This is a genomic window from Neisseria sp. DTU_2021_1001991_1_SI_NGA_ILE_055, assembly GCF_032342915.1.
Classification (GTDB): domain Bacteria; phylum Pseudomonadota; class Gammaproteobacteria; order Burkholderiales; family Neisseriaceae; genus Neisseria.
The window spans coordinates 811,212-836,591 of the sequence record NZ_CP135440.1; the positions used below are offsets into that span (position 1 = coordinate 811,212).

Here is a 25,380-nt window from a genome sequence, read left to right on the forward strand (position 1 = left end):
AGGCCGTCTGAAATAAAACACAATACGGAAAAACATGACTTCAATTATCAAACAAGCCGGATACTTCCTCGTATCCTCTTTCGTCTTAGGCATTTCTCTTCACGCAGCCGCCGCAGTTTATTCCTGCGGCAACGGCAGCTATACCTCCGAACCTAACTCCTCCTGCGCACAGGCCCAATTGCCTAAAATCAGCGGCCATCAAGGCAGCGGTTATCATCTTAACATCAGAAGCCTCAATGCCTCTGATGAACGCGTCAATGCAAAACCTAAGAAAAAGAAGCGCACGGAAAAATCGGATAAACAAGAGAAAAAAGCCGACAAACCGAGTAAAAACAAGAACGGTAAAAAAGCCAAAAAACAGCAGCCCATGCCGTCTGAACAAGAATAAAATGCTCAACTGCAACGAATCAGCCCTACCTGAATCATGAAAAAATACCTGCTTACCCTATCCTTGCTGCCGCTTGCCGTTTTCAACAGCCAAGCCCACGCCGCAAAAATCTACACCTGTGAAGTCAACGGCTCGATCGTCTATACCTCGCGTCCAAGCGGCAACTGCCAAGCCGTCAACGATTTGCCGATTGTCGGCAAATACAGCAGCAGCCGATACGATGCCCCGGTTAGCGATGCGCCGACACTCAACGCGCCGACATCACAAACGGCTCCGGCAAAAAGCAAAAATACGGCTGCAAAATCCAACCATAAAGCAACGCCTAAACCTGCCCTCGTCCGCACCGCTTCTGAAGCGGCTCCTCCTCCGGTTCCCAAATCCTCCGGCGTCAACAGCCGCCGCTCTATTTTGGAAACCGAGTTATCGAATGAACGCGCGGCTTTGGCCGATGCCAAAAAGCAACTGAGCCAAGCGCGGACAGCCAAAGGCGGCAGCGTCAATCAACAGGCCATCAGTACGCTGCAAGGTGCGGTTTTGGATAGGGAGAAAAACATTCAAGCCCTCCAGCGCGAACTGGGCAGAATGTAAGCCCAAATCAATCAAAACATCAGGCCGTCTGAATAGGTGGAAACGAAATCCAAAATTTTCGTCACACCATACAGACGGCCTGAATCCCATAATGATTACGCCCGTTTCAATTTCTCGCGTCTGGTAAATACGGTATAATTTGCCATTTACGCACATTACCTCCGGTCTTTTCAGACGGCCTTTATCTCATGACTGCAAAATCTTCTAAAACCCAAACAAAAAAACGTGCTTCCACCAAACCGGCTGCCAAACCGACCACACGCAAATCCGCCAAAACACAAACTCAAGCCGACAATAAAGTCTCCCAACGCCTGAAAGCCGCCAAAGAGCTGCAAAAAAACGAAGAAAAAAAAGCGCGCCCCGAACATGTCGTCAACTTGATTAATGATGCCTTATGGCTGTTTGGCTTGGTTATCACCATTTATCTGACCATTTCCCTGGCCAGTTTCAACATGGACGACCCTGCATGGTCGCGCAGCGTTCCCAAAAGTCATGATGTTGCCAACCTCGGCGGCCTTTTTGGTTCCTATCTTTCCGATGTCGGGTATTATTTGTTCGGCCTGTCATTTTGGTGGTGGATTGTCGCCTCTTGCGTTTTCCTCTACAAAAACTTCCGCCCCATGAAAAAGCAGGAAAACCATAAGCCCTACAATCACGGCGTAGCCGCTTTGGCATTATTCCTCCTGCTGGTGTGCAGCCCGATTATCGAACATTTCCTGTTTGACAACGCATTGAGCGAATCCCTTCCCGTCGGTGCCGGCGGCTTGGTCGGCTTATTGGCCGGCTCAGGCTTGGCTTGGCTGCTGGGCAAATCAGGCAGCCTGTTGATTATGCTGGTGATGTTGCTGTTGTCCATTTCCCTGCTGGCTCAGGTGTCATGGCTTGAAGTCATGGCCAAATCCGGCAGCCATGTGGGCGGCCTGTTTGGCAGCCTGATGAAAAAATTGTCTCAATTCAAAAATAAAAAAGAAGACGTCAGCGCCGAAGCTTTGGAAACCCAAAATACGCGCCGCATGGTTAAAGAAGCCAAAACCATTACCGCTACTCCGGTGGCTCCGTTGGCCGGCAGCAGCAGCAACCGTAAAACCGTTGCCGTATCCGTTGCACCGCCCCCTAAAATCCAAACTTCCCTGTTTGACGATACCGAACCTAAAAACAACGGCGAATACCACAAACCCAATATGAACCTGTTGCGTATGCCGTCTGAAGAACCGGTTGCCGTCAATCCGGATGAATTGCAACAGACTGCAGAATTGATTGAAACCAAACTGGCTGAATTCGGCATCGGCGTACAGGTTGTTTCCGCCACTTCCGGCCCCGTGATTACCCGCTACGAAATCGAACCGGCACAAGGTGTCAAAGGCAGCCAAATTGTCGCACTGTCAAAAGATTTGGCACGCTCGATGTCTCTGCAAGCCGTACGCATTGTTGAGACCATTGCCGGTAAAAACACCATGGGGATTGAATTGCCCAATGAGAAACGCCAAGACGTGATGTTGAGCGAAATCCTCTCTTCACCCGTGTTTACCGATGCCAAGTCCAAACTGACCGTTGCCTTGGGTAAAGATATTGCAGGTACGCCCGTGGTCGGCGACTTGGCGAAAATGCCGCATCTTTTGGTCGCAGGCATGACCGGATCGGGTAAATCTGTCGGCGTGAACGGCATGATTATGTCCATGCTCTTCAAAGCCACGCCCGACGAAGTCCGATTCATCATGATTGACCCGAAAATGCTGGAATTGAGCATTTATGACGGCATTCCGCACCTGCTCTGCCCGGTTGTAACCGATATGCGCGAGGCAGGACAAGCGTTAAACTGGTGTGTTGCCGAAATGGAAAAACGCTATCGCCTGCTCTCACACGCCGGTGTGCGCAATCTGGACGGCTTCAACCAAAAAGTCGAGCAGGCCAAAGCCGCAGGCAAGCCATTACTCAATCCGTTTAGCTTAAATCCTGACGATCCTGAGCCTCTGGAAAAACTACCGTTGATTGTGGTCGTCATCGACGAGTTGGCAGACTTGATGATGACCGAACGCAAATCCGTTGAGCAGCAAATCGCACGCCTTGCCCAAAAAGCGCGTGCGGCAGGCATCCACATGATTGTCGCCACCCAACGCCCAAGCGTTGATGTGGTTACCGGCCTGATTAAAGCCAATATCCCGACACGCATGGCCTTTACCGTACAAAGCAAAATCGACAGCCGCACCATTCTTGACCAAATGGGTGCAGACGAATTGCTCAAATACGGCGACTCATTATTCCTGCAACCGGGCAGCGCAGAACCGACACGCCTGCAAGGTGCGTTTGTTTCCGATGATGAAGTGCATCAAGTTGTCAATTTCATCAAAGAACAAGCGCCGACCAATTATGTGGAAGGCTTGCTCAGCGGTGAAGCAGCCATTGAAACCACCAATATTGTCAATCCGAACGCCAACAGCGATGAACTGTTTGACCAAGCCGTTGCCTTCGTATTGGAAAGCCGGAAGACTTCCATCTCCTCCCTGCAACGCCAATTGCGCATCGGCTACAACCGCGCCGCCAATTTGGTAGATGCACTTGAAAATGCCGGCGTACTTTCTCCGGCAGATATCAACGGCAGCCGACGGATTCTGGCGCAAAAAGACCAGCTTTAAAAACAATGTCAAGGCAAAAAGGCCGTCTGAAAAGAATTTCCCACTTTTCAGACGGCCTTTTTATGTTATTCGTGAAACATTGTGTTATACTAAGCAGCTAAATTTTGACCTTATGCATATTCCCGGAATCCTTCGGGGGATTAAGCAGAAGGATAACCGTTTAACACAACAAATTTAAGGGCTTACGATGAGCGTAACTGTTGAAACTTTAGAAAATTTGGAACGCAAAGTAGTATTGTCTCTGCCTTGGTCCAAAATCAACGCAGAAACTGAGAAAAAACTGAAACAAACCCAACGCCGCGCAAAAATTGACGGCTTCCGTCCGGGTAAAGCACCGTTCAAAATGATTGCCCAAATGTACGGCGCAAGCGCACAAAACGACGTTATCAACGAATTGGTACAACGCGAATTCTACGAAGTTGCCGTTGCTCAAGAATTGAAAGTTGCTGGTTACCCACGCTTTGAAGCCGTTGAAGAACAAGACGATCAAGAGTCTTTCAAAGTTGCCGCTATTTTTGAAGTCTTCCCCGAAGTAACCATCGGTGACCTGTCTGCCCAAGAAGTAGAAAAAGTAACTGCAACCGTTGGCGATGCCGAAGTTGACCAAACCGTAGAAATCCTGCGCAAACAACGCACCCGTTTCAACCATGTTGACCGCGAAGCCCAAAACGGCGACCGCGTCATCATCGACTTCGAAGGCAAAATCGACGGCGAACCTTTCGCCGGCGGCGCGTCTAAAAACTACGCTTTCGTATTGGGTGCAGGTCAAATGTTGCCTGAATTCGAAGCCGGTGTTGTCGGCATGAAAGCCGGTGAAAGCAAAGACGTTACCGTAAACTTCCCTGAAGACTACCACGGTAAAGATGTTGCCGGTAAATCTGCCGTGTTCACCATCACTCTGAACAACGTTTCTGAAGCTACTTTGCCTGAAGTTAACGCTGACTTTGCTAAAGCTCTGGGCATTGAAGACGGCGACGTTGCCAAAATGCGTGAAGAAGTGAAGAAAAACGTCGGCCGCGAAGTTGAGCGCCGCATCGGTGAACAAACCAAAGAGTCTGTCATGAACGCCCTGCTCAAAGCGACTGACTTGCAAGTTCCTGTTGCTTTGGTCAACGAAGAAGCGGCCCGCTTGGCAAACGAAATGAAACAAAACTTCGTTAACCAAGGTATGGCTGACGCTGCCAACTTGGATCTGCCTTTGGATATGTTCAAAGAACAAGCAGAACGCCGCGTTGCTTTGGGTCTGATTTTGGCTAAATTGGTTGAAGAAAATAAACTTGAGCCAACTGAAGACCAAATCAAAGCCGTTGTTGCCAACTTCGCAGAAAGCTACGAAGATCCTCAAGAAGTTATCGACTGGTACTACGCAGAGCCTTCCCGCCTGCAAGGCCCGACTTCTTTGGCAGTAGAAAGCAACGTTGTTGATTTCGTTCTGAGCAAAGCCAAGGTAACTGAAAAAGCGCTGTCTTTTGACGAAGTAATGGGCGCACAAGCTTAATTGCTCTAAAGCCGTCTGAAACAGACAATCAAAAGCACCGAAGCGCTTTAAATGGCTTTGGTGCTTTTCCATCATTAACAGGAGACAAAAATGTCCTTCGATTTCAATAACTACCTTGTCCCTACCGTTATCGAACAAAGCGGTCGCGGCGAGCGCGCATTCGACATCTACTCACGCCTTTTGAAAGAGCGCATCGTTTTCTTGGTCGGTCCGGTAACAGACGAATCTGCCAATCTGGTTGTCGCGCAACTGCTGTTTTTGGAAAGCGAAAACCCAGATAAAGACATCTTCTTCTATATCAACTCCCCGGGTGGTTCGGTTACTGCCGGCATGTCGATTTACGACACCATGAACTTCATCAAGCCTCATGTTTCTACCTTATGCTTAGGCCAAGCGGCAAGCATGGGCGCATTCTTGTTGTCTGCCGGTGAAAAAGGCAAACGCTTTGCCCTACCCAACAGCCGCATCATGATTCACCAACCGCTCATCAGCGGCGGCTTGGCCGGTCAGGCTTCCGATATTGAAATTCACGCTAAAGAGCTGCTGAAAATCAAAGAGAAACTGAACCGCTTGCTTGCCAAACATTGTGATCGCGATTTGGCCGACTTGGAACGCGATACCGACCGCGACAATTATATGTCTGCCAATGAAGCCAAAGAATACGGTTTGATTGACCAAGTTTTGGAAAACCGCGAATCTCTACAAGCCTAATCTTTATTGGTTTAAATCAAAGGCCGTCTGAACGTATGTATTCAGACGGCCTTTTTTCAATCCTACTTCGTATTGTCTTTATTATTCATTTGAACCGGATACAGTAAAATTAAAGGGTTGGCTTTAACTTGGTTCCAAAAGCTTTTCAGCAGATTGCGTATACTGCCCAAACGCGTACCGCGGGAACGGAGCGCAACAGCCAAAGCCAAAGAAAAGCTGACCACTAAATTTACCATACCGATTGCCAATACGCTTGCCAAGCCGAGTATAAACGTGAATACATCTGCATGGCCGCTGATCGCGGCATAACCCAAGTTTGCCGAAGAAAACGCCACATGACGAATATCCAGCGGCAAGCCGAAAAGATGGCCAAAATAGCCTGTCATGCCTAAAAGCATACCGAAAATAAAATTACCCATAAGCGAACCATAATGCTTATGAATATAAGCGGCCAACCGACGGCGCGGCTCCGGAGGCATGATTTTTCGTAAAAACGGATTAAACGGCAGGCGCTGACGCAGGTTCAGATAATCGGAACGGTTGTCAAAAAAGCCGGCAATAATACCCGAACAAAACAACCATACGCCGGCAATAGCGGCATACCATAAGGTCGGTTGGGTAAAAATCTCAATGGATTTGAACTGATAGGCCGTAACTGCCTCATTCAGCAAAGGCTGACCATGCGTATGGGCATAGCCAAAAGCAATCCCTGCCGCCAACAATACCGCAATCGATACATTGCCAAACACGGCGACACTTTGCGAACGGCACACGTCAATCAGCAGTTTAGCCAATTTATTGTCCACCGCTTTGCTGCCTTCATTCGAGTCCACCTGTTCGGCAAAGCTCGCCGCCGTCATGGCAGGCTGCTTGGTTGCAACAGTGCAATGCAGCATATGAATCAGCATAAAGCCCAAACCATAATTGAGCCCGGCTAAGAATGCAGTAGTAAATTCGCCGAACCCCAAAGACGCAATATGGATTTTATTCAATGCCATCAAAGCAATAATTACGCCGCCGCCTGCTGCGGAATAAAACATTTTGAAATATTCGCTACGGTTGCGCGTAATGTAATGCTCGCCATGATGACTTTTGTTTTCCGTAATACTGCGTGCCAGCATTCGGATACTGCTTTTACGCAAGTGGCTGGTGCTGTATTGCTCCACCGCCGCATAAATCATCGCATTCATCAGATTGACGGTTAAGCGGGTGCGGCTGGTTTCGATTTGAATATTGGTCAACAATTTCAGGCGGTCTATGGTTTGTTGCAGGCGTTCGAGCAAGTGGGCAACTTTTACTGACGAACCAGACCCTGCTCCCGTACCGCGACGGCGCAAATAATCAATTTGCTTTTCACACTGGTCAAACATAACCTCCAAATGCGCCGTATCATAAGTTTCTTCACTATGGCGATAGTGTTCCACCATCTTCGCAACTTCGCGCTGTAAAGCGACAAATGCAGAATCCGCTTCCAACAAACGGGGGGCAATCCGTATTAAATCCGGCTCAATCGCTTCGGAAGCAATCCAGATGGACAACATTTCTACCGCACGCAAACGTGCATCTGTCAATTGTCGGCTGGCCGTCTGAAGCAAAGCGGGATCCGCCTTGGCCAACAACAATTCATACATACCCAGCCATTGTCGCAAACTCAGTGTTTGCAACCATTTATCATCATTTTCAGAATGAAAAAGATATAAAAATACTTCGCGCAAGTTAGAAAAATCTTTATAAGACGGGCTGAACCGCTCATAAATCCGTATGCCCATTTCCCGGGTAAAACTATGGCGCGAGAAAATACCCAGCTTAATCAGCGCAGGATAAATGTGAACTTTAGACAGCCAAGTATAAAAGCGCAGGCTGAATTGACGGCATAAAGCATCGTCTTGTTTTAACGTAGATAAAATCAAATCAAAACGTTCAGAGGCCTTCTTTTTGCCTCCTCGGCGCAAAAATTTGATTAAGGCATTGAGGATAAGAACAAAGTCGGTATCGTTTAAGCGTTCCGACAAAATAATGTGAAGATTTTGATTAGTCAGTTTTTGCATTGTAGTATTATTACATTAAATTAGGTATTTAGCAAGAACCTTGGTAAACAAGTTAAATTATATCGCATTCTTTATCAAACTAAGGCATAAGATTTTGATCAATTTCCCTAAAATTCAAAGAATAATCAAATTACATAACAATTATATAATATGAACCAATAATCAAGAAAGGCCGTCTGAATTCTTTCAGACGGCCTGTTACAACAATATACTACATTAATTTAATCCTATGCAAACAAGAGCTTACCACCCTCTTCTTTAACATGGATTGTGCTATCGGGCGCATATTTACCTTCAAGCAATGCTTTTGCCAGCGTATTTTCGATTTCTGACTGGATGGCGCGTTTGAGGGGACGGGCACCATACACAGGGTCGAAACCGGCTTTAGCAATCAGATCCAAGGCAGCATCATCGACTTTCAGATGCAGATGTTGTGCTTCCAAACGTTTTTCCAAACCTTTAAGCTGGATTTTCGCAATGCTGCGGATATTGGCCTGATCCAAACCATGGAACACGACCACTTCGTCAATACGGTTGATCATTTCAGGACGGAAATGTTCTTTCACATCCTCCATCACAACTTCTTTTACTGCTTCGTAGTCCTGAGTTCCCATTTGTTGGATATGTTGGCTACCAATATTGGAAGTCATCACGATAACGGTATTTTTAAAGTCTACGGTACGGCCTTGTCCGTCGGTCAAGCGGCCGTCATCCAATACTTGCAGCAGGATGTTGAACACGTCCGGATGGGCTTTTTCCACTTCATCCAAAAGAATCACGCTGTATGGTTTGCGGCGGACTTGCTCAGTCAGGTAGCCGCCTTCTTCGTAGCCGACATAGCCCGGAGGCGCGCCGATTAAGCGGGCAACAGCATGTTTTTCCATGTATTCGGACATATCGATACGAATCAAATGATCTTCGCTGTCGAACAGGAAACCTGCCAATGCCTTACACAATTCGGTCTTACCCACACCGGTCGGACCTAAGAACAAGAAGCTGCCATAAGGTTTATTCGGATCAGCCAAACCGGAACGGCTGCGGCGGATAGCGTCAGACACGGCACGCACAGCCTCGTCTTGACCGACCACGCGGCGGTGCAATACTTCTTCCATCTTCAGCAGCTTGTCGCGTTCACCTTCCATCATTTTTGACACAGGGATGCCGGTCATACGGGAAACAATTTCGGCCACTTCATCCGCGCCGACTTCAGTACGGAAAAGTTTGTTTTGTTTTTTTCCGTCAGGATTGCTTTCTGCTACTTGCAATTGCGCACCCAATTTAGGCAACTCGCCGTATTCGAGTTCGGACGCGCGGGCAAAGTCGCCTTGACGTTTGGCCTGCTCGATTTTGACTTTAATGTCGTCCATCTGTTTCTTAATGTCGGCGGTGCTGGAAGACGCGGCTTTTTCGGCTTTCCAGATTTCGTCCAGATCGGCGTATTCTTTTTGCAGACCGTCGATTTCTTCGTCTATCAGTTCCAAACGTTTTTTGCTGGCGTCGTCGCTCTCTTTGGCAACGTGCATTTTTTCCATTTTGAGCTGGATGATACGGCGGTCGAGTTTGTCCATCTGCTCGGGTTTGCTGTCCAACTCCATTTTGATACGGCTGGCAGCTTCGTCAATCAAATCAATCGCTTTGTCGGGCAGGAAGCGGTCGGTAATGTAGCGGTCGCTCAACTCCGCTGCGGCAACGATAGCAGGGTCGGTGATGTCGATACCGTGGTGGATTTCGTAACGTTCCTGCAAACCGCGCAGGATGGCGATGGTGTCTTCCACGCTGGGTTCGCCAACCAATACTTTTTGGAAGCGGCGTTCAAGTGCCGCATCTTTTTCGATATATTGGCGGTATTCATCCAAAGTAGTCGCGCCGATGCAGTGCAGTTCGCCGCGTGCCAAAGCCGGTTTCAACATATTACCCGCGTCCATCGCGCCGTCAGTTTTACCCGCGCCGACCAAAGTATGGATTTCGTCGATGAAAATCAGGGTGTTGCCGTCGTCTTTCGCCAAATCGTTCAACACGCCTTTCAAGCGTTCTTCAAATTCGCCACGGTATTTTGCACCGGCAATCAATGCCGCCAAATCCAAAACCAGCAGGCGTTTGTTGCGCAGGGATTCTGGCACTTCGCCATTAACAATACGTTGCGCCAAGCCTTCAACAATAGCGGTTTTACCCACACCAGGCTCACCAATCAGCACAGGGTTGTTTTTGGTACGGCGTTGCAGCACCTGAATCGCACGGCGGATTTCGTCGTCGCGGCCGATAACGGGGTCAAGTTTGCCGTCGCGAGCGCGCTGGGTCAGGTCGAGCGTGTATTTTTTCAGCGCATCGCGTTGGTCTTCAGCATTGGCATCGTTCACGTTTTGTCCTCCTCGTACCGCATCGATCGCGGCATTGATATTTTGTTCGGTCGCACCGGCTTCTTTCAAAATTTTGCCGGTAGCGTCATTCTGCTGCACCAAAGCTAACAGGAAAAGTTCGCTGGCGATATAGGCATCGCCGCGTTTGGTTGCAGCCTTGTCCATCAAGTTCAATACAGCTTGCAGCTCACGGCTGGGCATAATATCGCCCCCCTGGCCAGATACTTTTGGCAAGCTGCTCAAATGTTGCTGCAAACGCTGTTTCACCTGAGGCACATTCACGCCCGCATGGGCCAGTAACGCAGCAGCTCCGCTGTTTTGATCATCAAGCAATGCTTTTAAGATAAAGCCTGCCTCGAGATAGCTGCTGTCCGCAGCCAAAGCCAGGCTTTGACCTTCTTGCAGAGCTTGCTGAAATTTAGCAGTCAATTTATCAAATCTCATTTAACGTTCCTCTACAAATATATTTCCGTTGAAGCCTATATAAGAGCAAATGTGGATAACTCAAGAGTTATTTTTTCATTAAATAGTAAATTTAATTTATATTATTGTTTTATATTGATTTATTTTTATGATTTTATGTGTATAACTTTTCTTTTCCAGTTGTCCCATACGTAAAAGGCCGTCTGAAAAATCAAGAAGAATCAGGTATAATCGGCAACATATTAATTTTCAGACGGCCTTTGTGCCGAAGGATACTTTCATGAGCAAAAAACGAGTTTTAACAGGCGTTACCACAACAGGCATTCCGCACTTGGGCAACTACGTCGGCGCCATCCGCCCGGCTATCCGCGCGGCGCAGGATGCCAATACCGAATCATTCCTCTTTTTGGCCGACTATCACGGCATCATTAAATGTCATGAGCCGGAAATGATTCATCAATCTACTCAAGCTGTTGCCGCCACATGGCTCGCCTGCGGACTCAATCCGGAACAGACTACTTTCTACCGTCAAAGCGATATTCCTGAAGTCATGGAGCTGAACTGGATTCTGACTTGTATTACTGCAAAGGGTCTGATGAACCGCGCCCACGCCTACAAAGCCGCAGTACAGGCAAATACCGAAAACGGTCAGGAAGATCCGGATCACGGCGTGGAAATGGGCCTATACAGCTACCCTATCCTCATGACTGCAGACATCCTTATGTTCAATGCCCATGAAGTGCCAGTCGGCCGCGACCAAATCCAACACGTCGAAATGGCGCGCGATATTGCCGGCCGCTTCAACCACCGCTTCCAAGAGCTCTTTACCCTGCCTGAAGTGAAGATTGATGAAAACGTCGAACTCTTGGTCGGCTTGGACGGACGTAAAATGTCCAAATCCTACGGCAATACCATTCCGCTTTGGGAAAACGACAAGAAAACCCAAAAATCGGTTAACAAAATCATCACCAACATGAAAGAGCCCGGTGAACCAAAACAGCCTGATGAAAGTCCTCTGTTTGAAATCTACAAAGCCTTCTCCACGCCGTCTGAAACTGCCGAGTTCACGCAAATGCTGGCCGAAGGCCTTGCTTGGGGCGAAGCCAAGAAACTCTTGGGCGCAAAAATCAATGCCGAGCTTGCAGAACCGCGCGAGCGTTACAATGAGTTGACAGCCAAACCATCTCAAATTGAAGACATTTTGCAGGCCGGCGCACAAAAAGCGCGTAAAGAAGCACGCGAATTGTTGGATAAAGTCCGCGATGCAGTAGGTATTCGTCCGTTGAAATAATAGCAAGGCCGTCTGAATATTTCAGACGGCCATCATCTCGCTAAATTTTAAAATATCACTATTTTTCAGGGTTTCTCATATGAAAAAAACCTTCCCCCTTATCCTGCTCAGCCTTTTATTGGCTGCCTGCGGCGGCAAATCTGAAGATACTGCCGCCAATGATGCTGCTTCAGGCAAAGCGCCTAAACCTACCTTCAAAGTTAAATACATCGATGAACAAGCCATAGCCGGTTTAGATTTGGGCACAGCTCAAGAAGGCGAAACGAAAGAAGGCAAAAAACAACGCACCTATCCGATTAACGGCATAGAGGGCGGCGTTATCAATCTGATTGGCAAGCACCCTAACGACTTAGAAGTCATCAGCGGCCAATGCATGGAAAAAAATGAAAAAGGTATTCCAGCCGGCTGGTCAGCCAACGGCGTCTGCCACACTGCCTTTGCAAAAATGGTGGACAATATTGCCCAAGATGGTAGCAAACTGACTGACTATCTGATTTCTCACGCTGCTTTACAGCCTTATACCGAAGGCAAAAGCGGTTATGCCGCCGTCCAAAACGGCCGCTATATTTTAGAAATTGACAGCGAAGGCATGTTCTATTTCCGCCGCCGTCATTACTAAAACCCTGCCCACCCTATTTTCCCCTGACACAAGGACTGAATCATGGCTCAAGTTACTTTCCAAGGCTCTCCTATTTCCACAAACGGCAATTTGCCTGCCATCGGCCAAGTTGCACCTGATTTCACATTGGTAGCAGCAGACCTATCTGAGAAATCATTGGCTGACTTTGCAGGCAAACGCAAAGTGCTGAATATTTTCCCTAGCATTGACACCGGCGTATGTGCTCAGTCCGTCCGTACTTTCAACAAACGTGCCTCGTCTTTGAACAATACCGTCGTCTTGTGTATTTCTGCCGATTTACCGTTTGCACAAGCCCGCTTCTGCGGTGCAGAAGATTTGGAAAACGTGGTGACACTTTCTACATTCCGCAGCAGCTTTTCTAACGATTACGGTGTTACACTGACAGAAAGCCCATTACACGGCCTGACTGCCCGCGCAGTGGTGGTTTTGAACGAACAAAACCAAGTTCTCCACGCTGAGCTGGTTTCTGAAATTGCAAATGAACCTGACTACGAAGCTGCTTTAGCTGTTTTGTAATTAACCAAATAAAATCAGGCCGTCTGAAACTTTTCAGACGGCCTTTAGCTTATCCTGAAATAAAAACGGCAGCTTAAAAGCTACCGTTTTCTGTTTCAAACCTTATACAGATTTATCCGTTTTTTCTGCTTCTACTGATTCAGCAGTCTGAACCTCATTTTGCTCAACAGGTTCAGCAACAGGTGCTTCAGGCTCTTCTACTTTGTCATCACGGACATTGTGGCTGTAATCTTTAGGCGGGCTAGGTTGTTTACCGGCCATAATTTCCAAAACTTGATCTCGATCGATGGTTTCCCAATCCATCAGCGCTTTGCACATGGTTTCCATCTTATCGCGATTTTCATCCAAAATTTTGTAAGCGACTTGATATTGCTCATCCAAAATACGGCGGATTTCCGCATCGATATCTTGTTGGGTTTTCTCGGAAATATTTTGAGAACGGGTCACGCTGCGACCCAAGAATACTTCACCTTCGTTCTCAGCATAAACCATCACACCCATTTTGTCGCTCATACCATAACGCGTTACCATCTCGCGAGCCATTTGAGTTGCACGCTCAAAGTCGTTAGATGCGCCGGTAGAAATACGGCCGACAAAAATATCTTCAGCAATACGGCCGCCGAACAAAATTGAGATCTGGCTCAACATTTGGTCTTTGTACATGCTGATGCGGTCACGCTCAGGCAGTTGCCAAGTTAAACCTAAGGCACGGCCGCGCGGCATAATGGTTACCTTGTGAACCGGATCGGTAAACGGCAGGCTTTCCGCTACGATTGCATGGCCTGCCTCATGATAGGCTGTCGCACGTTTTTCATCTTCATGCATCACCATACTGCGGCGTTCAGGACCCATGTAGATTTTATCTTTCGCATCTTCAAAGTCGCTTTGATCGACTTTAACTTTATTGCGACGGCCGGCAAACAAAGCAGCTTCATTGACCAAGTTTGCCAAATCCGCACCTGAAAAACCAGGTGTACCACGAGCCAAAGAAGTCAAATCTACAGATGCATCCAAAGGCACTTTTTTAGCGTGGACTTTCAAGATTTGCTCACGGCCACGAATATCAGGCAATGGAACAACGACTTGACGGTCAAAACGACCCGGACGCTGCAACGCAGGGTCAAGTACATCAGGACGGTTGGTTGCTGCGATCACAATAACGGTTTGATTACTTTCAAAACCATCCATTTCAACCAATAATTGGTTTAATGTTTGCTCACGCTCATCATTACCACCGCCCAAACCAGCACCACGCTGACGGCCAACCGCATCAATTTCATCAATAAAGATGATACATGGTGCGTTTTTCTTGGCTTGCTCGAACATATCGCGGACACGGCTCGCACCGACACCGACAAACATTTCTACGAAGTCAGAACCTGAAATACTGAAGAATGGCACCCCTGCCTCACCGGCAATCGCTTTGGCCAGCAATGTTTTACCCGTACCGGGGCTGCCTGCCAACAAAATACCGCGCGGTACACGACCGCCTAAGCTTTGATAACGATTGGGTGCTTTCAAATAATCTACGATTTCTTGTACTTCTTCTTTTGCCTCATCACAACCGGCAACATCGGCAAAAGTCACTTTATTGGAATCTTTATCCAACAAACGCGCACGGCTTTTACCAAAAGAGAAGGCACCGCCTTTACCGCCACCGCCGCTTTGCATGCGCATGAAGTAGAACCATGCACCAATCAACAACAAAACAGGCAGCAGGCTGTAAAACAGACTGGCCAACATGCTTGGTTTTTCTTCCGGAGTTACTTTGACGCGTACTTTGTTGTCCAACAGCGTTTTAACCAAGTTGTCATCCAAAGGCGCATTGGTATAGAAGGCAGTTTTATCGGTGCGCTCACCTTTAATCAGATAGCCACTGACAACAGATCCTTCGATATTGACATTGGATACTTCGCCACTATTAACTTGCTGAATAAATTGAGAATATTCGATTTGCTGTTTATCTTCCTGCTTATCGCTGAGTGCATTGAATGCTGCTAAAAGCATAGCACCACCCACTACCCAGACTAATATGTTTTTAATGGTATTCCCCACTGAACAGGCTCCATGGTTACAAAATAAATAAAATCAAGGGAAAGAATTTTAAAGCACCCACCCTACATTGTCAGCGTTTATTTTTGCCTAATAGGTAAATCTCACTGGAACGATTGCGGGAAGCATCCGGCTTTCGAGTTTGCACACTAGCAAAAATTTCGCGCATTGCCGCCGTATATTCCTGATAGCCCGCGCCTTGAAACACCTTCACCAAAAAACTGCCTCCGGGTTTCAAATGCTGCGAAGCAAAATCCAAAGCCAGTTCACACAGGTAAAAACTGCGTGCCTGGTCTGTTACGGCATTGCCTGACATATTGGGTGCCATATCACAGATTACAAGGTCTAACGGGCGATTATCCAATAAGGCTTCAAACTGCTCCAAAACAGCATCTTCTCGAAAATCACCCTGAATAAACGAAACGCCTTCAATCGCATCCATCGGTAAAATATCCAAAGCAAACACTGCCCCTGTTTTACCGACCAGCTTAGCCGCCACCTGCGACCAACTACCTGGCGCACTACCCAAATCCGCCAAGACCGTACCCGGCCTGATCAATTTATCTTTCTGATTGATTTCTAATAATTTATAAGCCGCCCGGGCACGATATCTATCCTTTTGTGCCATATGGACATAATGATCGTTGACATGCTCATGCAGCCATGCTTTTGAAGATTTTGAGCGTACAGCCATCTTGGTTTGAAATACTTAAGTTAAAAACCAGTATTGTACGTTATTTCCCCCGTAAATGTTCTAAATCGCGTACAATATAGCCAATTATTCTTTTTAATTGGATACTTATCAAAATGAGCGACAACAAACTAAGCACCAAAGAAATTTTGGCCTTGAAAGCCCAAGCACACCACCTCCATCCCGTTGTTATGGTTGGCCAACAAGGTTTGACCGACTCCGTCATTAAAGAAACCGACGCCGCATTGACAGCACACGAATTGATTAAAGTCCGTGTTTTTGGCGATGACCGTGCAGAACGTATTGAAATTTGCAATGCCTTGTGTGAGACACTGGGTGCCCAACTGGTTCAACACATTGGTAAATTACTTGTTTTGTGGCGTAAAAAACCGGATGAAGAGTAATTCGAACTGAACAAACAGCAGAAGTATTTTCTCAACCCACTTTATTCCACCTTCTGTTGTATTTATGCAGCATAAAACAATTTATTCCATTATTCTAAGTATGAAAATACAAATACGGTTGCCTGTTTTTGTAAATAACCTCAAAATTACAAAATCATAACGGCCTCACCCTGTCGGCCGATTATTTTATCCTTGAATCCTTCATAAATATAAAAAACGATGAATGCTCAACAATATGAAGAATCTTTTCTTCTGGCAAAAAAATTAATTACTCAAGACCCGCCTGACTTTGCGCAAGCTATTCCATTGCTCTGCGAGGCAGCAGAGGCGGGACATATCGAGGCTGCATTTCAGCTGGCAGGATGCCTGTTTGAAAACCATGAAAACGAACAAGATTTGGCAATTGCAGTTGAATATTTAAAACAAGCGGCAAGAGCCGGTCATCCCTATGCCCGCTACAATCTTCTCCAATTACAAGAAAATAACGGCGCAGAAGTAGAAACGCTTATTTCAGCCTATCAAAAACTTGCCGAAGAAGGCTTGGTCCCGGCCCAGCTACGCCTGATGCGTTTATATGCAGATAGCGGTAATGAACAGCAAGCAGTCAAATGGGCATTGAAAGCTGCCGAGCAACAAAACCCTCAGGCGCAATATTTCTTAGCCCAACACTACCAATACTCAAGCACCCCCAATTTAGAATATTCCCATAAACTCTACCAGCAATCTGCCGCACAGGGATTTATTGCAGCACACTGGCAACTTGGTCTTCAATATAAATTGGGGCAAGGTGTCGCACAAAATCCTGAAAAAGCAATCGAACATTTACGCATTGCCGCCAATTACGACATTGTTCCGGCTCAAACTTCTCTTGCAGAACTCTTATCGGCCTCAAACCCTGCCGAGGCATCAGAATGGTTTGAAAAAGCGGCAGAACAAGGAGACAGCAATGCGCATGTAGCGCTTGCCGAAATCTATCTTTTGGGAAAAAACACCGAACGAGACCCTCAAAAGGCCTATCAACATGCTAAGTCTGCTGCGGATCAAAATGATCCGGAAGGCTTGCGCCTTTTAGGAGATATCCATCGCTACGGATTGGGACGAGCAGTTGATGCAGACACTGCCCGTCAGTATTATCAACGCGCAGCCGACTTAGGCAATCTTGTCGCTTACCAAAAACTTCTATCTGACAGCGCGTTGAATAACCAGCAAAACTACGAGCTGACCAAAGAAATCGCCCTCCAACGCCAAGAGGCCGAGCGCCTATACAAACTGGCATTTGCGGCCCACTATGGTTTAAAACGCCAACAAAATTATGCCGAAGCACTAGAGCTATACCTTCAGTCTGCAGAACTAGGACACAGCAAATCACAAACCAATCTTGGCATGATGTATTACAGCGGACAAGGCGTACCTGTCGACTATGCCCAAGCGGCGAAATGGTTTGAAGCGGCAGCCAAACAAAGGGATACAATGGCTCAATATAATCTTGCCTGTCTGTATTACCACGGCCTGGGTGTAGAGAAAGACATCAATAACGCATGTTTTTGGCTGCAAGAAGCCATCCAACATGGACATGAGCAGCAAGATGTTCTCAAAGGGCTTTTAGCTCAATGGAAGCAATTTGCTCAAAAATCCTCTACAGTTTAAAGGCCGTCTGAAATTCTCAGACTACTAGATAAATGACATGCCCAGCTATTCAACTAGCCTGTGCATGTCATTTTTAATTTTCCCTCCTCAATCGTCGTCTTCTTAGAATTTCACTTCTTTCTTAACCTCTTTCAAAATCTTCAGACGGCCCATTCGCTTGTAAAAAATAACACGGTCTGAATTTTCTTTTTTAAACTAAAATTATAAATTTAATTTTCGATTTTATACAAATTTTGAAGATTAACTTTCGTATCCGAATTTATTCATCAAAACAACAGAGACTTTTACCGTGTCTGTTTAATATTCCGATTTAAAAACCATCATAAGGGCACTCTCAAAAAATCATCAATTCAACCTCTACCCTCCTATTAATATCAACAGCGCGATTTGCCAGTTTGCCCAATTACTGATAGCATTTGCAGGTTAGCCAGTTTGCAAAAAATTTTAATTTTTCAGAATTTTCATAGCTTAATATAACGTATTGAAAATATTTAAATAATTAAAATCTTTTCGAATTTGACTCTTGGAATTTTCGTTTATAAGCCGTATTTGTTCACAAACGAAAATATCGGGGTACTACTCCGTCATTGAAAAACACTCAACACAAGGATAGATATTATGTCCACCCAATTACACGATGTTGACCCAATTGAAACCAAAGAATGGTTAGACGCGTTAAGCTCTGTTTTAGAATATGAAGGCAGCGAACGCGCCCAATACCTGCTGGAAAGTTTGGTCAAATACAGCCGTGACAAAGGCATCCGCATGCCTCACGGCACCACTACTCCATATTTGAACACTGTTTCCGTTGAAAACGAAAAAGGCATTCCCGGCGACCAAAACATCGAGCACCGTATTCGTGCTTTCGTACGTTGGAATGCCGCGGCTATCGTATTGCGCGCAGGTAAAAAAGATTTGGAATTGGGTGGACACATTGCATCTTTCCAATCTGCTGCGACCATGTACGAAGTCGGCTTCAACCACTTCTGGAAAGCCAAAGGCGAAGGCGAAGAAGGTGATTTGGTATTCTTCCAAGGTCATGCCGCTCCCGGCATTTATGCACGTGCTTTCGTTGAAGGCCGTCTGACTGAAGACCAATTGAACAACTTCCGTCAAGAAGTTGCCGGTCATGGTCTGCCTTCCTATCCTCACCCTCACCTGTTGCCTGACTTCTGGCAATTCCCAACCGTATCTATGGGTCTCGGCCCATTGATGGCGATTTACCAAGCCCGTTTCCTGAAATACTTGGAATCTCGCGGCCTGGCTAAAACCAAAGGCCGTAAAGTATGGGTATTCTGCGGTGACGGCGAGATGGACGAACCAGAAAGCCAAGGTGCTATTGCTCTGGCTTCACGCGAAGGCTTGGACAACTTGGTATTCGTCATCAACTGTAACCTGCAACGTTTGGACGGCCCAGTACGCGGTAACGGCAAAATCATTCAAGAGCTGGAAGGCAACTTTGCCGGCGCCGGCTGGAATGTTGTGAAAGTCATCTGGGGTCGTCGTTGGGACCGCCTCTTGGCAAAAGACAAAGATGGCATCCTGCGCAAACGCATGGAAGAATGCTTGGACGGTGACTACCAAACTTACAAATCCAAAGACGGCGCATACGTCCGTGAACACTTCTTCAATACCCCTGAACTGAAAGCATTGGTTGCCGATATGACCGATGATGAAATTTGGGCATTGAACCGCGGCGGCCACGACCCTCAAAAAGTGTACAACGCTTACGACCGCGCAGTGAACCACGCTGACGGCAAACCTACTGTCATTTTGGCTAAAACCATTAAAGGTTACGGCATGGGCGCATCCGGCGAAGGCCAAAACGTTGCCCACCAAGCCAAAAAAATGGACAAAGCTTCTCTGAAACAATTCCGTGACCGCTTTGACATTCCTGTTACCGACGAGCAAATCGACAGCGGCGACCTGCCTTACCTGACTTTTGCTCCCGACAGCGAAGAATACAAATACCTGCATGCACGCCGTGAAGCTTTGGGTGGCTACCTGCCTCAACGCAAACCTACCCAAGAAGTTCTGGAAGTGCCTGAACTGTCAGCATTTGAGACTCAACTGAAATCCAGTGGCGACCGTGAATTCTCAACCACCATGGCTTTCGTCCGCATCCTGTCTACTTTGCTGAAAGACAAAAAAATCGGCAAACGCGTGGTGCCTATCGTTCCTGATGAAAGCCGTACGTTCGGTATGGAAGGTATGTTCCGCCAATACGGTATTTGGAACCCTAAAGGCCAACAATACACTCCTCAAGATAAAGACCAACTGATGTTCTATAAAGAGTCTGTTGACGGTCAAATCTTGCAAGAAGGTATTAACGAACCGGGTGCCATGGCTGACTGGATTGCTGCTGCGACCAGCTACGCAAACAACGACTTTGCCATGATTCCTTTCTACATCTACTACTCTATGTTCGGTTTCCAACGCGTTGGCGACTTGGCATGGGCAGCAGGCGATATGCATGCACGCGGTTTCCTGTTGGGTGGTACTGCCGGCCGTACAACACTGAATGGCGAAGGTTTGCAACACGAAGACGGCCACAGCCACATTCAAGCAGACTTGATTCCAAACTGTGTAACTTACGATCCGACATTCCAATATGAAGTAGCCGTTATCGTACACGATGGCTTGCGCCGCATGTATGTTAACCACGAAGACGTGTTCTACTACATCACCCTGATGAATGAAAACTACACCCATCCGGACATGCCTGAAGGCGTAGAACAAGACATCCTGAAAGGTATGTACTTGCTGAAAGCCGGCGGCAAAGGCGACAAAAAAGTCCAATTGATGGGTTCCGGTACCATCCTGCAAGAAGTGATTGCCGGTGCCGAATTGTTGAAAGCCGACTTCGGCGTAGAAGCAGACATCTGGTCTTGCCCATCATTCAACCAACTGCACCGCGATGCCATCGAAGTGGAACGCTTCAATCGTCTGAACCCATTAGAAACTGCAAAAGTACCGTTTGTTACTTCTCAACTGCAAGGTCATGACGGTCCGGTTATTGCCGCTACCGACTATATCCGCAGCTATGCCGACCGTATCCGCGCCTACATCCCTAACGACTACCACGTCTTGGGTACCGATGGCTTCGGTCGTTCTGACAGCCGTGCCAACCTGCGCAGCTTCTTCGAAGTTGACCGCTACAACGTTGCCGTTGCTGCATTGAGTGCTCTGGCCGAACAAGGCAAAGTCAGCAAAGAAACCGTTCAACAAGCCATTGAAAAATATGGTATCAAAGCCGATGCAGCTCCTAGCTGGAAACGCTAATTGATGTTTCAGACGGCCTGTTTGCTTCATGCCAACATTAGGCCGTCTGAAAACCAAATGCTTGAATGGTTTGAACAGACAAACTGTACCGATGCCGTGTGAAACAGTTTTCAGACGGCATCAAACTGAAAATATTAAAGGAACTCAAATGAGTATCGTAGAAATCAAAGTCCCTGATATCGGCGGTCATGAAAACGTCGACATCATCGCTGTAGAAGTTAAAGCAGGCGACACCATTGCCGTTGACGACACCCTGATTACTTTAGAAACCGACAAAGCCACTATGGACGTACCTGCCGATGCAGCCGGTGTCGTGAAAGAAGTTAAAGTTAAAGTCGGTGATAAAATCTCTGAAGGCGGCGTTATTCTGACCGTTGAAACCGATGCCGCCGCTGCCGATGCGGCCCCGGCTCCTGCAACTGAAGCTCCTGCAGCTCCGGCTGCCGCTCCTGCTGCAGCCCCTGCAGGCGGTGCAACTGTAAAAGTTGTTGTACCGGATATTGGCGGTCATACAGATGTAGACATTATTGCCGTTGAAATCAAAGTTGGCGACACTGTTGCCGTTGACGACACTCTGATTACTCTGGAAACTGACAAAGCCACTATGGACGTACCATGTACAGAAGCCGGTGTGGTTAAAGCCGTATTTGTAAAAGTTGGCGACAAAGTATCTGAAGGTTCTGCCATTATCGAAGTAGAAACCGCCGGTTCTGCCGCCGCTCCCGCTCCTTCTCAAGCCGCCGCCCCGGCAGCTGTACCTGCTCCGGCTGCCGCGCCTGCCGCCGCTCCGGCTCCTGTTGCCGCACCTGCACCTGCAGCTGCCAAAATTGACGAAGCTGCATTTGCCAAAGCACATGCCGGTCCTTCCGCACGCAAACTGGCACGCGAATTGGGCGTAGATCTGGGTCAAGTCAAAGGTACCGGTCTGAAAGGCCGTATCATGGGCGAAGACGTTAAAGCCTTCGTTAAATCCGTTATGCAAAGCGGTGCTGGCAAACCTGCCGCTGCCTCTTTAGGCGGCGGTCTGGACTTGTTGCCATGGCCTAAAGTCGACTTCTCTAAATTCGGCAGCGTCGAAGTTAAAGAGTTATCTCGCATTAAGAAAATTTCCGGTCAAAACCTGTCTCGCAACTGGGTTGTGATTCCTCACGTTACCGTACACGAAGAAGCGGATATGACCGAATTGGAAGAATTCCGCAAACAGCTGAACAAAGAATGGGAACGCGAAGGCGTGAAACTGTCTCCGTTAGCGTTCATCATTAAAGCCTCTGTTTCTGCGCTGAAAGCCTTCCCTGAATTCAACGCCTCTCTGGATGGCGACAACCTGGTGCTGAAAAACTACTTCAACATCGGTTTCGCAGCCGACACGCCAAACGGCTTGGTTGTTCCAGTGATCAAAGATGTGGATCAAAAAGGCTTGAAACAAATCAGCCAAGAGCTGACCGAATTGTCTAAAAAAGCCCGCGAAGGCAAGCTCAAACCACAAGAAATGCAAGGCGCATGCTTTACCATTTCCAGCTTGGGCGGTATCGGCGGCACAGGCTTCACGCCAATCGTGAATGCTCCTGAAGTTGCCATCTTGGGCGTGTGCAAATCCCAAATCAAACCGGTTTGGAACGGCAAAGAATTTGCTCCTCGCCTGATGTGCCCATTGAGCCTGTCCTTCGACCACCGCGTCATCGACGGTGCCGCCGGTATGCGCTTTACCGTATTCCTAGCTAACCTGTTGAAAGACTTCCGCCGCATTACTCTGTAATCCAAGCATTTTCAGACTGCCTTTTTACTCAGGCCGTTTGAAAAAGGAAGTCCGAACATCATTCAGAAAGATTAGACATGAGCTTAGTTGAATTAAAAGTGCCCGACATTGGCGGTCACGAAAATGTAGATATTATTGCGGTTGAAGTAAATGTAGGCGACACCATTGCCGTGGACGATACCCTGATTACTTTGGAAACCGATAAAGCCACTATGGACGTACCTGCCGAAGTTGCGGGTGTCGTTAAAGAAGTTAAAGTTAAAGTCGGCGATAAAATCTCCGAAGGTGGCTTGATTGCAGTCGTTGAAGCCGAAGGTGCGGCTGCCGCTCCTAAAGCCGAAGCACCAGCTGCTCCTGCACAAGAAGCCCCTAAAGCTGCTGCTCCTGCTCCTCAAGCTGCACAATTTGGCGGTTCTGCCGATGCCGAGTACGACGTAGTCGTATTGGGTGGCGGCCCCGGCGGTTATTCCTCTGCATTTGCCGCTGCTGACGAAGGTTTGAAAGTGGCCATCGTCGAGCGTTACAAAACTTTGGGCGGCGTTTGCTTGAACGTCGGCTGTATCCCTTCCAAAGCCTTGTTGCACAACGCTGCCGTAATCGATGAAGTACGTCACTTGGCTGCCAACGGTATCAAATACCCAGAACCAGAACTCGACATCGACATGTTGCGCGCTTACAAAGACGGCGTGGTTTCCCGCCTGACTACCGGCTTGGCAGGTATGGCAAAAGGCCGTAAAGTAGATGTTATCCAAGGCGACGGTCAATTCTTGGATCCTCACCACCTGGAAGTGTCGCTGACCACCGGCGACGTGTACGAGCAAGCGACTCCTACCGGCGAGAAAAAAATCGTTGCCTTCAAAAACTGTATCATTGCAGCAGGCAGCCGCGTAACCAAACTGCCTTTCATTCCTGAAGATCCGCGCATCATCGATTCCAGCGGCGCTTTGGCTCTGAAAGAAGTACCGGGCAAACTGCTGATTATCGGCGGCGGTATTATTGGTCTCGAAATGGGTACGGTTTACAGCACGCTGGGTTCTCGCCTGGATGTTGTTGAAATGATGGACGGCCTGATGCAAGGCGCAGACCGCGACTTGGTTAAAGTATGGCAAAAACAAAACGAATACCGTTTTGACAACATCATGATCAACACCAAAACTGTTGCTGTCGAGCCTAAAGAAGACGGCGTTTACGTTACCTTCGAAGGTGCAAACGCGCCTAAAGAGCCACAACGTTACGATGCCGTACTGGTAGCTGCCGGTCGTGCGCCTAACGGCAAACTCATCAGCGCTGAGAAAGCCGGCGTTGCCGTGACCGATCGCGGCTTCATCGAAGTGGACAAACAAATGCGTACCAACGTGCCGCACATCTACGCTATCGGCGATATCGTCGGTCAACCGATGTTGGCGCACAAAGCCGTTCATGAAGGCCACGTTGCCGCTGAAAACTGTGCCGGCCACAAAGCCTACTTTGACGCGCGCGTTATTCCGGGCGTTGCCTACACTTCTCCTGAAGTGGCATGGGTGGGCGAAACCGAGTTGTCTGCCAAAGCTTCCGGCCGCAAAATCACCAAAGCCAACTTCCCATGGGCTGCTTCCGGCCGTGCGATTGCCAACGGTTGCGACAATGGCTTCACCAAGCTGATTTTTGATGCTGAAACCGGCCGCATCATCGGCGGCGGTATCGTTGGTCCTAACGGCGGCGATATGATCGGCGAAGTCTGCTTGGCCATCGAAATGGGCTGCGATGCAACCGACATCGGCAAAACCATCCACCCACACCCAACCTTGGGTGAATCCATCGGTATGGCTGCAGAAGTGGCATTGGGTGTATGTACCGACCTGCCGGCTCAGAAAAAGAAATAAGTTCACTCAAATAAAGTTTGAACGAACTTAATGGAACAAAGGCCGTCTGAATGTTTCAGACGGCCTTTTCTCAAATAAGGAGAATTAATATGAAAAAAATCGAAGCCATTATCAAACCTTTCAAACTCGACGATGTGCGCGAAGTCTTGACCGAAATCGGCATTACCGGCATGACCGTCAGCGAAGTCAAAGGCTTCGGCCGCCAAAAAGGCCATACAGAAATTTATCGCGGCGCAGAATACGCAGTTGATTTCCTGCCCAAAGTGAAAATCGAATTGGTATTGGCTGACGACAAAGTCGATCAGGCTGTTGATGCCATTTTGGAAACCGCACATTCCGGCAAAATCGGTGACGGAAAAATCTTCATTTATCCGGTTGAAGAAGCTATCCGCATCCGGACCGGCGAACGTTCGGATGCCGCGCTTTAATAGAAATCACAAGATACAGAATACAAATGCCGTCTGGAAAAAGCCATGACTTGTCTTAATCAGGGCTTATTCTTCAGACGGCATTATTGAATAACACCCCCCCATTTTCTAAAGTATATCCAAGCAAATCTGTTACTGAAAACCTCACGCTATCAAGCATGGAGG

17 protein-coding genes and 2 pseudogenes are annotated in these 25,380 nt (G+C 47.7%); 15 read left to right on the forward strand and 4 right to left on the reverse strand.

Translation table 11 applies throughout. From position 1 onward, the window contains the following. Window positions 1-34: 34 nt before the first annotated feature. The 6 genes and pseudogenes from RRV97_RS03740 (at window position 35) to clpP (ending at window position 5,818) form a co-directional block, all read left to right on the forward strand. Window positions 35-388 carry a nucleolar protein gene (locus RRV97_RS03740; RefSeq protein ID WP_315612020.1) on the forward strand — a complete coding sequence of 118 codons (354 nt, stop codon included), beginning with the start codon at window positions 35-37 and terminating at the stop codon, window positions 386-388. 36 nt (window positions 389-424) lie between these two features. Next, complete coding sequence (locus RRV97_RS03745; RefSeq protein WP_315612021.1) at window positions 425-976, forward strand: hypothetical protein; 552 nt, start codon at window positions 425-427, stop codon at window positions 974-976. A gap of 188 nt (window positions 977-1,164) precedes the next feature. Further along, a pseudogene (locus tag RRV97_RS11485) lies at window positions 1,165-1,867 on the forward strand (DNA translocase FtsK 4TM domain-containing protein); the annotation flags it as partial. A 101-nt stretch (window positions 1,868-1,968) separates the two neighbouring features. Then, window positions 1,969-3,609: pseudogene (locus tag RRV97_RS03750) on the forward strand (DNA translocase FtsK); the annotation flags it as partial. Window positions 3,610-3,796: 187 nt separating this feature from the next. Further along, a complete protein-coding gene (gene tig / locus RRV97_RS03755) occupies window positions 3,797-5,107 on the forward strand; it encodes a trigger factor (RefSeq protein WP_314575288.1) in 1,311 nt (436 codons plus the stop codon). Window positions 5,108-5,197: 90 nt separating this feature from the next. Continuing rightward, entirely contained in the window at window positions 5,198-5,818 is a 621-nt protein-coding gene (clpP, locus tag RRV97_RS03760) for an ATP-dependent Clp endopeptidase proteolytic subunit ClpP (protein WP_315612023.1), read from the forward strand. Window positions 5,819-5,880: 62 nt separating this feature from the next. Here the strand turns inward: clpP and RRV97_RS03765 are convergent, their stop codons facing one another. Together RRV97_RS03765 and clpB are read right to left on the reverse strand one after the other, a co-directional pair. After that, window positions 5,881-7,866, reverse strand: a complete 1,986-nt coding sequence (locus RRV97_RS03765) for a recombinase (RefSeq protein ID WP_315612024.1) — start codon at window positions 7,864-7,866, stop codon at window positions 5,881-5,883. 227 nt (window positions 7,867-8,093) lie between these two features. Continuing rightward, the gene (clpB, locus tag RRV97_RS03770) at window positions 8,094-10,667 is read right to left on the reverse strand and encodes an ATP-dependent chaperone ClpB (protein ID WP_315612025.1); all 2,574 of its coding nucleotides are present in this window, start codon (window positions 10,665-10,667) and stop codon (window positions 8,094-8,096) included. A 259-nt stretch (window positions 10,668-10,926) separates the two neighbouring features. On the opposite strand from clpB, the gene trpS reads away from it, so the two are divergent. The 3 genes from trpS (at window position 10,927) to tpx (ending at window position 13,093) form a co-directional block, all read left to right on the forward strand. Continuing rightward, window positions 10,927-11,937 (forward strand): tryptophan--tRNA ligase, encoded by a 1,011-nt coding sequence (trpS, locus tag RRV97_RS03775; protein WP_003746855.1) that lies wholly within the window; start codon window positions 10,927-10,929, stop codon window positions 11,935-11,937. Window positions 11,938-12,016: 79 nt separating this feature from the next. After that, on the forward strand, window positions 12,017-12,556 hold the full coding sequence (locus tag RRV97_RS03780) for a hypothetical protein (RefSeq protein WP_315612026.1): 540 nt from the start codon (window positions 12,017-12,019) through the stop codon (window positions 12,554-12,556). Between the two features lie 42 nt (window positions 12,557-12,598). Next, window positions 12,599-13,093 carry a thiol peroxidase gene (gene tpx / locus RRV97_RS03785; RefSeq protein ID WP_315612027.1) on the forward strand — a complete coding sequence of 165 codons (495 nt, stop codon included), beginning with the start codon at window positions 12,599-12,601 and terminating at the stop codon, window positions 13,091-13,093. 102 nt (window positions 13,094-13,195) lie between these two features. Here tpx and ftsH read toward each other — a convergent pair whose 3' ends face one another. After that, entirely contained in the window at window positions 13,196-15,148 is a 1,953-nt protein-coding gene (gene ftsH / locus RRV97_RS03790) for an ATP-dependent zinc metalloprotease FtsH (protein WP_315612028.1), read from the reverse strand. Window positions 15,149-15,218: 70 nt separating this feature from the next. Beyond that, the gene (locus RRV97_RS03795) at window positions 15,219-15,839 is read right to left on the reverse strand and encodes an RlmE family RNA methyltransferase (RefSeq protein WP_315612029.1); all 621 of its coding nucleotides are present in this window, start codon (window positions 15,837-15,839) and stop codon (window positions 15,219-15,221) included. A gap of 113 nt (window positions 15,840-15,952) precedes the next feature. On the opposite strand from RRV97_RS03795, the gene yhbY reads away from it, so the two are divergent. The 6 genes from yhbY (at window position 15,953) to RRV97_RS03825 (ending at window position 25,215) form a co-directional block, all read left to right on the forward strand. After that, window positions 15,953-16,240: a ribosome assembly RNA-binding protein YhbY gene (gene yhbY / locus RRV97_RS03800; protein ID WP_049323205.1), complete on the forward strand. Its 288-nt coding sequence runs from the start codon at window positions 15,953-15,955 to the stop codon at window positions 16,238-16,240. Between the two features lie 219 nt (window positions 16,241-16,459). Continuing rightward, window positions 16,460-17,887 (forward strand): tetratricopeptide repeat protein, encoded by a 1,428-nt coding sequence (locus RRV97_RS03805; RefSeq protein WP_315612030.1) that lies wholly within the window; start codon window positions 16,460-16,462, stop codon window positions 17,885-17,887. Window positions 17,888-18,505: 618 nt separating this feature from the next. Beyond that, window positions 18,506-21,169, forward strand: coding sequence for a pyruvate dehydrogenase (acetyl-transferring), homodimeric type (aceE, locus tag RRV97_RS03810; RefSeq protein WP_049349813.1), 2,664 nt, complete (start codon window positions 18,506-18,508; stop codon window positions 21,167-21,169). Window positions 21,170-21,317: 148 nt separating this feature from the next. After that, a complete protein-coding gene (gene aceF, locus RRV97_RS03815) occupies window positions 21,318-22,925 on the forward strand; it encodes a dihydrolipoyllysine-residue acetyltransferase (protein ID WP_315612031.1) in 1,608 nt (535 codons plus the stop codon). Between the two features lie 77 nt (window positions 22,926-23,002). Next, the gene (gene lpdA / locus RRV97_RS03820; RefSeq protein ID WP_315612032.1) at window positions 23,003-24,787 is read left to right on the forward strand and encodes a dihydrolipoyl dehydrogenase; all 1,785 of its coding nucleotides are present in this window, start codon (window positions 23,003-23,005) and stop codon (window positions 24,785-24,787) included. A gap of 89 nt (window positions 24,788-24,876) precedes the next feature. After that, window positions 24,877-25,215, forward strand: coding sequence for a P-II family nitrogen regulator (locus RRV97_RS03825; RefSeq protein ID WP_003746874.1), 339 nt, complete (start codon window positions 24,877-24,879; stop codon window positions 25,213-25,215). Window positions 25,216-25,380: the final 165 nt, after the last annotated feature.